The following is a 9,947-nucleotide window of genomic DNA, read 5'->3' on the forward strand; positions in this document are numbered from 1 at the left end:
ACCTCACCCCGACGGTTCCACCTTACCGTCGGGGTGCCTGCTTATATAAAGCTCGCCGAAGAGGTTCTCCTGGGTGAGCCAGATCTCCCTTCTCCCCGCCATGAAGAGGAGAGAGACGTAGTTCAAAACGTCCTTCTCGCCAAGATCGGAGAAGGAGATCCGATCCTCGGCCGCGAGCCTCTCGAATATCAACCCTTTAAGAGACCGGATCCGCTCCTCGATCCCCTCCTCATGGGCCCGTTCCATCGCCTCCTCGACCGTCGCCTCGGGCCTCTCCTTCGCCCGCACGACCTTCCTTTCCGCGACCGTCTCGGCCCTCTTCAGCTCGACTATAAGCTCGTCGAGGGTGACGGGCCTTCTCGTCCTCCTCCTTATGGGCGGAGCGGGTAGGCCTCCGATCGCCCGCCTCCTGAAGACGGGACCGTCGTCGAACTCATCGAAGAGATCGTCTTCAGGCTCCTCGTCCCCCTCCTCGATCGAGTCGGACTTCATCCGGAGCAGGATGCTGGCGTAGAGGAGGGTCCTGCCCAGGGCCGGAAGGTCTCTATCACCCAGCGCCTCGATCCTCTCCAAAAACTTCTCGGTCAGCTGGGATAAGTCGACGTCCCAGGGGTCGATCTCCCCCTTCTTTGCCAGGTCCAGGAGGACCTGGATCGGGTCGGGCTCCAGGCCGAAGGGCTCCGGAAGGTCCGAGAGTTCGACGACGGAGCTCAGTTCAGATACACCCCCGTCACCGTGGATATGTTGTTCTCCTGCATAGTCACCCCGACGATGTACTTCGCCTCCTGGATCATGGGCTTTCTCAGAGAGACGACGATGAACTGAGCCATCTCGGCGATCCCCTTGATCAGCTTTGCCACCCTCTCCACGTTGGCGCCGTCCAGGAACATGTCGATCTCGTCCAGGGCGTAGAAGGGCGCTGGCCTAAACCTCTGGATCGCGAAGATGAAGGATAGGGCGGTGAGGCTCTTCTCTCCCCCGGACATCGCCTCCAGACGGTGGAAGGCCTTCCGGGCGGGCCGAGCCCTGATCGTCATCCCGCCGGCGAGAGGGTCCTCCTCGTTCTCCAAGACCAGCTCCCCCTCGCCGTCGGAGAGGCGGTGGAAGGTGTCCCTGAAGTTCTCGTTTATCCCCTCAAAGGCGGCCAAGAAGGCCTCCCGCTTCATCTCCTCGTACCGGTCCAGCTTGCCCAGGAGGTCTTCTCTCTCCCTCGAGAGCGTCTCCCGCCGGTCACGGAGGGTCTCCCGCCGGTCGAAGACCCGGTCGTACTCCTCGATCGCCAGCATGTTCACCGGCTCCAGCTCCTGCATCGACCTCTCCAGGGCGTTGATCTTCCGGATTATGGTCTGGCTCTTGGGAGGGTCCTCGGCGAGGTCAATCCCGCAGGCCTCGATCTCGGCCCGCAGATCGTCGGCCGCGGACCTCATCTCCCGGCCGGCCCCCTCCACCGCCGCGATCCGGGCCCGGATCCGGTCCAGCTCCCGGTCGGTGGAGTCGACCTCCCTCCCCTTGGCCATGCTCCTGTCCAGGAGCCGGCTTCTTTCGCCCTTGAGATCGGAGAGCTCCTCCTCGATCTCCCTCTCCTTTCGGGCCAGCTCCTCGATGGCGAGCTTCGCCTCCCCGATCCTCTCCTCCGCAGCCTTCTTCTTATCGATCGCCACCCCCCTCTTCAGCTCCCGGGCCTCTCTCCTTGCGGCAAGCTCCGCCTTTCGGGCAGAGCAGCTCTCCTCCCTCAGCCGATCGCCGGTGATCTCGGCCTCGATCTCAGAGGACCTCCGCTCCAGACCCCGGATCTCGGCCTCCAGGCCGTCGGCGAGGGCCGACAGCTCCGGGATCTCTGAGCCGGCGAGAGCCCCCTCGAGATCCATCGCCCGCTCCTCGTGACCCCTGGACTCCGACTCCTGCGATCTGATCTCCCGCTCGAGGGAGTCGAGCTTCTTTCTCACCTCGGCAGCCTCGGACTCCATCTCGAGGAGCCTCTTCTCCCGATCCTGGATCGAGCGCTCGAGCCTGAGCTTCTGGCCCTCGATCTCCTCGGTCCGGATCTCGATCCGCGAGACCTCCCGGCCCATCTCCTCCATCTCCCTGCGGACGGCGGAGGCCTCACCCTCGACCCGGTCGAGCCTCTCGATCAGGGCCTCCCTCTCGGCCTGGCAGGCTAAGACCTTCCTCGTCGCATCCTCCAGCTTCTGTCGTTCGTCGGCGGCGAACTTGAGCCTGGACTTGAAGGAGCCGCCAGTCATGGCACCTCCCTTCTCCACCAGGTCGCCCTCCAGGGTCACCATACGATACCGGCCCATGAGCCTTCTCGCAGTCTCCAGGTCACGCACCACCAGGGTGTCCCTGAAGACGTGAAAGAAGGCAGGGAGGAAACGGGGGTCGAACCCCACCAGGTTGAGAGCGTAGTCGACAACCCCCGATCCCCTCGGCGGAGCAGGTAAAGTCCCCGAAGGCATCTTGTTTAGAGGCAGGAATGTAGCCCTGCCGGCCCGAGATCTCTTCAGGCTCTCGATCGCCCGGGCCGCGTCCCCGTCGGTCTCGGCGACGATGCTCTGAAGCCTGGCGCCCGCCGCCACCTCCAGGGCGGTGGCGTGCTCCTCGCCGACCTCGCCGAGCTCGGCGATCGTCCCGCAGAGGCCTGAGAGCCGGTTATTGTTGATGGCAGACCTTATCGCCTCCACGGCCCTGCTGTACCCCGACCCCTCGCCCGCAGACCGCAAGCTCGCCTCGGCCCTCGCCCTCTCCATCTGGAGCTTCTGGAGCCGCTCATCGACCTCGGCCATCTCCCGCCTTATCGCCAACCTGGCGGAGTCGAGGTCCGCCCTCTCCTCTTCGATGGCAGAGATCCGGTCCTCGAGGCTCCTCTGATCCCGACCGATCCTCTCCCCCTCCCGGTCTAGGCTGGCGGCCGTCTCCTTCGCCTCGGAGATCTCATAGGCCGCCTCCTCCCTCTCGATCGACCTCCTCCTTGCTGTGTCCAGGTGGCGGTCCCTCTCCCGCATCAGGTCTGCCAGCCTCGACTTGGACTCTTCCACCTCCTTCTTGACCGCATAGAGCTGGTCTCTCAGCTCCGCGTACTGGGCGTCAGCTTTGGCGATCTTCTCCCTGTAGCCGCCGAGAGCCTCCTCCCTCTCGGCGATCTCGGCGAGGATGCTCGCCTTCCGAATGGACCCGTCCCTTATCTTCGACGATAGAGCCTCGGCCTCCCGAGCGATCCGGTCGGCCTCCAGGTAGTCGGATCTCTGCTCGGCCTCGATCTCGGCGATCTCGGCGTTGGCCATCTCGATCCTGTTTCCATCGGCCTCGATCGAACCCTTCACCTCCACCATCCGCCGCTTGACCTCGATCTGCTCGTCCTCGCCCTTGTAGGTGATCTCGGAGTTGAGCCCCTTCAGCTCCGCTTCCAGGCTGGAGAGCTCCGCCCTCTCCCGATCGAGCCTCTCGGAGAGCTCCTCGTCCCTCGCCCGCAGGCCCTGCCTCTCCACCCCGAGGTCGGCAAGCTCGGACTCGGCCTCCTTCAGCTTCGCCAGAAGCAAGAAAGCCTCCTGGCGGCGTTTCTCCTCCCGTTGGGCCTGGTAGGCGAGGGCCCTGTCCCTCTCCTCAGAGAGCCTCCCCAGCTGGGACTCGACCTCCTCCAGGATCACGTCGCCCCGGTCGATCCTCTCCCTGACCACCTCCAGCTCCTCGAGGGCCCTCTTCTTCTTCTCGTCGAACTCGGCGACGCCGGCGATCTCGTCGATGATCCTCCTCCTCTCCAAGGAAGACATCTCGATGATCCGGGTGACGTCCCCCTGCATCACCACGTTGTAGCCCTCGGGGGTGATCCCCGCCCGGGAGAGGTGGTCGTGAATCTCGGTCTGGGTGCAGGGATTGCCGTTAAAATAGTAGATGCTCTGGTACTTGTTTTTGGTCAGCCTGACCTTCCTCGATATCTCGACGACGTCTTCGTCCACCTGAACGGTCCTGCTGGAGTTGTCGAACTTGACGGTTACCTGGGCGAAGTCGGGGTTTTTGCCGTTGTCGCCCCGGTATATGAGGTCGGGGAGCCTCTCGGCCCTCATCGCCCTGCTGGAGGAGAGTGAGAGGGCGAAGAGAAGAGCGTCGACGACGTTGGACTTGCCGCTCCCGTTGGGACCGGTGATGGCGACGAAGTCGTTATGCAGGGGTATCACTACCTTCCTGCCAAAGGACTTAAAGTTCCTGAGCTCAATCTCCTTGATGTGCAACCTCGACCACCCTTTGCTACTCCGATCCAGTCCGGAAGGGTCATAAACCCCCCGGCCCAGAAATCTCAGGGCCCTTTTCCCCTGAGAACCCCCTGGTCGATCTTTAAACCTGAGATTCCTTTGTATCTTCTCATTAAAATACCTATTCTAGGGCGTATATCCCCTCTCCCCGTCTCGGCGGAGTTTTCCAGGGATCGCTGATGGCCGGCCACAGCGCGGCTCTTACGGCGAGATACTCCGGATGGCGTCCTGTCCGCCCCCTTTCCCGGAATCGTCTATGCCGGTACCTGCCACCAGAAGACGATTGATTAATTAATGAGTACAAACGAGGAGACCTTAGAGGCTGGATTCTTGCTGGAGTTTTTGATCTTCGCCGTGAGCCTGGTCGCCCTCTACTACGGGGCGAAGTCGATCACCGAGAGCGCAGTCCACTTTGCCAAGGTCCTCGGCGTCTCCGAGTTCGTCATAGGGGCGACGGTCGTCGCCTTCGGCACGTCCCTTCCCGAGTTCTCAACCTCTCTTGTGGCGATGCTCGTCGATGGGGGGAGGCCCGAGATCGCGGCAGGAAACGTCCTGGGGTCGATCCTGGCGAACACCGGCCTCGCCCTCGGCGCCGCGGCGATGTTCTACGGTATATACATCGATCGGAAGATCCTGGAAACGGACCTCTCCTTTCTCCTCGCCTCGATGCTGGCGATCTTTGTGGTCTTTTTGGACTACAGGATCACCTGGATCGAGGGGATCTTTCTGATCGCGATCTACCTCTCCTTCCTCCGCCACGAGATCTCTGAGCACAGGAGGGGCGAATCTAGGGGGAGCGAGAAGTTCAGGCCAAGGTACCTGGGCCTCTTCCTCGCTGGGGTGGTCATGCTCTCGGTCGGCGCAAACTACATGGTCGAGGCGATCCGGACGATCTCCGCCACTTTGGGACTATCCGAGGCGGTGGTGGCGGTGATCCTCCTGGCGGTGGGGACCTCCCTTCCCGAGATCAGCACCGCCGTCGTCGCCGCCAAGAACGGCCGGGGGGATATCGCCATGGGGGACGTCCTGGGGGCCAACACCTTCAACGCCCTGATAATACTGGGGTCGGCCTCCTTGGTTCAAGACGTGGCCGCGAGCGAGGCCTTCATCTCCACCACCCTTCCCGTGGTGGTGCTGATCAGCCTTCTCCTCGGGTTTATGGTCCTGGGAAATAGGATAACGCGGTTCGAGGGGTCCATGCTGGTGGCGATATATTTCCTGGAGATCATCACTATCCTGACCATCCTCTGAAAAAAGAGACTGGAAAAAGAGGTTCTAGCCTGAGATTATCTTCTGGATCAGGGCCATCATCCCCGGCTTCCCTTCCCGGCCAGAGACCGACGGCTGAGGCGGAGGGCAGAGGCCCATGGACCCGAGCATCTCCTCGTTGAACCGGTCGGTGATCTCGTCGAAGATCCTCTTGTAAGCGACGCAGTGGGGATCGACGCCCAAAAGCTCGCCTCCGGAAGGCGCTATGGCGTTGTAGGGGCATCCGCCCCGGCAGTATCGGATGTGTCTGCATCCCTTGCACTCCTGGTCCACCCGCTCTTTGAACTCCTGCATCCGCCTTCCCGCCAAAGATCCAGCGAGTTCGGCCTGAGTCGGCCGATCGCTGACCTGCCCCATCACCCACTCGTCCATTCCCACAAACCGGTAGCACGGGTAGATGCTGCCGTCGGGGCCCACCGCGAAGGTGTCGTCCATGCAGTCGACGTAGGTGCAGACCGTCCCCCGGCCGGTGAAGACGCATCGACAGAGATCGTTGATGTTCCTGATCTCGATTTTGTCCATATTCTCCAGGTACTTGTCCAATAGATAGACGAGAAGCTCTCCATACTCCTCGGGAGGTAGGGCCCACCTGTCGGGGTCATCGCTCTTCAAGGAGGGGAGGGCAGGATGGAGCTTGAAGGTGAGACCGTTCTCCAGGAAGAAGTTGACGATATCCTCCTTGAAATTCACAGAGTAGGAGGTGAAGGTGCAGATGAACTGGACGGAGAGGCCGTGAGCCCTGGCGACCTCGTAGCCGGCCATGGTCTTATCGAAGTAGCCCTCTGACCTCTGGAGATCGTTGAGCTCCTTGGGGCCGTCGAGGCTTGAGCCGATGGGGATCTGGTACTCGGCGAGGACGGAAGCGATCTCCGGGGTCATCTTCCATAGGTTGGTCTGGAGGGCGAAGGCTATTTTCAGATGACTTAACCCCTCCGTCAGCAAAGACAGAGTCTCCCGATAAAAGTCGGCGCCGGCGAGGAGGGGCTCGCCGCCATGGAAGGTGAAGGTGACGGGGTCGTCCCGGAAGACTTTGAGCCATCCGACGATCTCTTTCGCGGTCTCGATCGTCATTATGGGGGAATTTTCATCGGAACTCCAGCAGTAGCTGCAGCTGGAAGGGCAGCCCAAAGTGGGGATGATCATCACGTGAAAAGGCCTTTTTTGAACCACGATCTTTTCTGGTCATCTTCACTCTACTAATAGTTTTCCAGAACCAGGTTTTCCATCATTCGTCAGCCCGCAAAGGCTTTACCCTCTCCGGTCCGATCTGGGAACGGAGAGGTTCTGGATGGAGATTTTGGCGGACGTTGGAGGTCGACCGGGGCACGACTGCAAGGGGTTTTGCAGCTACTGCTACTTCAAGGGAGTAAAGGAGATCAAACCCCTCGGATGCAAACACTGCCTCCCCTTTCAGAAGGGCTGCGACTACTGCTCTCGGGCGATCGTCGAGGGCTACCCCGGCTTCAAGCCGGTCCAGATGGTGGCGATGGAGGTGGCCGGAGCCGCCTTCGGGAGCAGGCCCGACAAGGTCACCATCAGCGGCGGGGGCGATCTCAGCTGCTATCCCCAGCTTCTGGAGCTCGCACGTATGGTGGGCCAGGGATCCGTCCCCATCCATCTTGGCTACACCAGCGGCAAGGGCTTCACCAAAGGGGACGAGGCGGTGGATCTGATCGAAGCCGGGGTGAGGGAGGTATCCTTCACCGTCTTCTCCACCGACCCCGAGCTCCGGCGGGAGTACATGAAAGATCGGCACCCTGAGGCGGCCCTCGCAAACCTGCGGACCTTCGCCGAGAGCTGCGACGTCTACGCCGCCTCGGTGCTGATACCGGGGGTCAACGACGGCCCGGAGCTCGATCGGACCTGCCGGGACCTGGAGGAGATGGGGATCAAGAACCTGATCCTGATGAGGTTTGCAAACTCCAGGGAGCAAGGGTTGATCCTCGGAAACGAGCAGATCATCCCCGGAATAGTGCCCCATACGGTGGAGGAGTTTCGAGATATCGTCACCGAGACGAACGAGAGATACACCTTTCGGGTGGCGGGAACCCCCCTCTGGGACCCGGTCACAAAATCGCCCTTCGCCCTGGCGCACAAAAAAGATCTGCTCAGAAGACTTCCACCGGTCCGAAAAGGGGCGACCCTCATCACCAGCTTCGTCGCCCACCCCCTATTATCGGCTATATTCGATGAGCTCGGAGAGGGGGTGAACGTCGTCCCCGTCAACAAAGACATAGGCTGCCTGATAACCATCCGGGACCTGATGGAGCTGGACTTATCCGAGGTCAAGGAGACGGTGATCCTGCCGGGGAGGGCGATGGCCTGCGACTCGGACATAAAGAAGGCCCTCTCACGGGACGGAGTCCGAAGGCTCGTCCGGCGCGGCCCCGACCGGCTCACCGTCGACGGCGAGATGAGCATCAGCATGACCCCCGAAGAGGTGATCGAGATCGAGCTGGAGGCCTTCACCGACCTCATCGAGGAGATCAACGCTCTGGGGGTCTGAATTTGGAGACGAACGGGAGATCCGACTGGAGATGTATATGAAAACGAGATCGAGGAGGAGATGAAGATGAAGACGACGATCGTATCCCCGAAGACCTACACCTACGGCTCCCTCATCCTCGGCGGCATCCTCCGGGAGAGAGGACACGCAGTCACCATCACCCGGGACCTCTCCACCACCGGGGAGGTGACCCTCCTCAGCCTCTTCTCCACATCCCAGCTCCTGGACCCCGAGATCAAAGAGTTTGCGAAACGATCTTCGAAGATATATGTCGGCGGGCCCGTCGGCCTCGTCCCCGAGATCGTCCTGGGGGAGCTGGAGGTCGACGCCGTGGTGATGGGGGAGGGCGAAGAGGTCGTCGTGGACCTGGTCGAAGAAGGACCTTCGGCCGAGATCCCGGGCCTCGCCTTCCTCCAGGATGGTGAGGTGGTCAAGACAGAGCCGGTCCCCGCCTCCGACCTCGACCACGTCATGCCCCTCATCCCCGAGGACCTCAAGAGCCAGAACGTACGGGGAGCCAACGTCTACATCGAGACCCACCGGGGCTGCCTCGGCGGGTGCACCTTCTGCCAGGTGCCCCGGTTCTTCGGGAGGTCGATCCGGTCCCGGTCCCTCGAGAACATCCTGGCCGAGGTCCGGGAGATGAAGAAGATGGGCGTCGCGCGGGTCGCGGTCAGCGGCGGGACCGGATCCCTCTTCGGCTACGGGAAGGAGGTGAACAAGGAGGCCTTCATCGAGCTTCTTTCATCCCTGGCCGAGATCCTGGGCCCGAGAAACCTCTCCGTCCCGGACATGAGGGTCGACTTCGTCGACGAGGAGATCCTGGAGGCGGTAAGAGAGTACACCGTCGGCTGGGTATTCTTCGGGATCGAGTCGGGCAGCGAGAAGATGCTCAAAGTGATGAAGAAGGGGACGACTCCGGAGAAGAACCTGGAGGCGGTCGACCTCGCCCACCGCTGCGGGGTCAAGGTCGGGGGAAGCTTCATCGTCGGCTACCCCGGCGAGACCGAGGAGGACTACCAGGCGACCCTGGACTTCATGGACGAGGCGATGCTCGAGGACGTCTTCGCCAGCGTCGCAGAGCCCATACCCGGAACGCCTCTCGCGAAGCTCGCCCTGGACTATCCGAAGGACGATAACCTCCTCTACCGGGAGCACGCGGGCGATTATCGGGCCCTCAAGCTCTCGGAGGCGGAGGCGAGATGCTTCAACCTGATGCTCCACGGCCAGAACTGCAAACCGATCCCAAAAATAGTCGACGACGCCACCTACTCCGCCTTCCTGGAGGAGGCGAGGACCCAGGGCAGAGACGTGAGACGGGTGATGGACCTTCTGGAGAAGTACAGGGGCCAGATCGTCTGATGCCCTTCAGCCGTCTTCGTTTCTGAAGCCCTCTTCTCCGAAGATCTCCACGATCCACCGCTCCAGATCGTCCCTCGCCGCCCTAAGGGTCAACTTCCGCTCCTCCGGATCCTCCACCGTCAGGGGGTCTTTCAGGGGTATGAAGGCCCTCCATCTCCCGCTGGGAAAGAGGGGGCAGGGCTCGGAGTCGAAGTCACGGATCTTGGCCACCACGTCGAAGGCCTCGCGCCACAGCACCTTTGAGCTCTTTGACCGCTGACCGGAGATGTCTATCCCCCTCTCGGCCATCACCGCCACCGCCAGAGAGTCCACCTCCCGGGGGTCCACTCCGGCGCTGCGGGCGACGTACCGGTCGCCGTAGAGGTGGCGGAGGAGACCCTCGGCCATCTGGGACCGGGCGGAGTTGTGAGCGGAGAGGAAGATGACCTTCTCCTTATTCGACATGTCACCAAATTTGAGCCGCCGAATATAAAAAAGTTGCCAATATCAAAGAAGAATCTCGATCTATAAGGGCATTTCCAAAATTCGGTCCCGGCCATCTCTCAACTCTGATTTGCCAGAAA

Annotated in this window: 7 protein-coding genes; 3 read left to right on the forward strand and 4 right to left on the reverse strand. The window is 61.6% G+C overall.

Annotation, left to right across the window (positions count from 1 at the left end; genetic code table 11):
* Window positions 1–3 precede the first annotated feature (3 nt).
* Together ACP5EL_RS01895 and smc are read right to left on the reverse strand one after the other, a co-directional pair.
* Window positions 4–714: a segregation/condensation protein A gene (locus ACP5EL_RS01895; protein WP_428400757.1), complete on the reverse strand. Its 711-nt coding sequence runs from the start codon at window positions 712–714 to the stop codon at window positions 4–6.
* Window positions 711–4,226 carry a chromosome segregation protein SMC gene (smc, locus tag ACP5EL_RS01900; protein WP_428400750.1) on the reverse strand — a complete coding sequence of 1,172 codons (3,516 nt, stop codon included), beginning with the start codon at window positions 4,224–4,226 and terminating at the stop codon, window positions 711–713. The genes ACP5EL_RS01895 and smc overlap by 4 nt, the downstream gene beginning before the upstream one ends.
* 351 nt (window positions 4,227–4,577) lie before the next feature.
* Between smc and ACP5EL_RS01905 the strand changes: the two genes are divergently transcribed.
* Entirely contained in the window at window positions 4,578–5,498 is a 921-nt protein-coding gene (locus ACP5EL_RS01905; protein WP_428400751.1) for a calcium/sodium antiporter, read from the forward strand.
* A 24-nt stretch (window positions 5,499–5,522) separates the two neighbouring features.
* Here ACP5EL_RS01905 and ACP5EL_RS01910 read toward each other — a convergent pair whose 3' ends face one another.
* Window positions 5,523–6,659 carry a TIGR04083 family peptide-modifying radical SAM enzyme gene (locus tag ACP5EL_RS01910; protein WP_428400752.1) on the reverse strand — a complete coding sequence of 379 codons (1,137 nt, stop codon included), beginning with the start codon at window positions 6,657–6,659 and terminating at the stop codon, window positions 5,523–5,525.
* Window positions 6,660–6,804: 145 nt separating this feature from the next.
* Here ACP5EL_RS01910 and mmp10 point away from each other — a divergent pair, with 145 nt between their 5' ends.
* A complete protein-coding gene (mmp10, locus tag ACP5EL_RS01915; RefSeq protein WP_428400753.1) occupies window positions 6,805–8,022 on the forward strand; it encodes a methyl coenzyme M reductase-arginine methyltransferase Mmp10 in 1,218 nt (405 codons plus the stop codon).
* A 66-nt stretch (window positions 8,023–8,088) separates the two neighbouring features.
* Window positions 8,089–9,384, forward strand: coding sequence for a methyl-coenzyme M reductase glutamine C-methyltransferase (locus ACP5EL_RS01920; RefSeq protein ID WP_428400754.1), 1,296 nt, complete (start codon window positions 8,089–8,091; stop codon window positions 9,382–9,384).
* Window positions 9,385–9,390: 6 nt separating this feature from the next.
* Here ACP5EL_RS01920 and ACP5EL_RS01925 read toward each other — a convergent pair whose 3' ends face one another.
* On the reverse strand, window positions 9,391–9,828 hold the full coding sequence (locus ACP5EL_RS01925) for an arsenate reductase ArsC (protein WP_428400755.1): 438 nt from the start codon (window positions 9,826–9,828) through the stop codon (window positions 9,391–9,393).
* Between the last annotated feature and the right edge of the window lie 119 nt (window positions 9,829–9,947).

It is taken from the genome of Methanocrinis sp., assembly GCF_049974945.1.
Taxonomy (GTDB): Archaea; Halobacteriota; Methanosarcinia; order Methanotrichales; family Methanotrichaceae; genus Methanocrinis.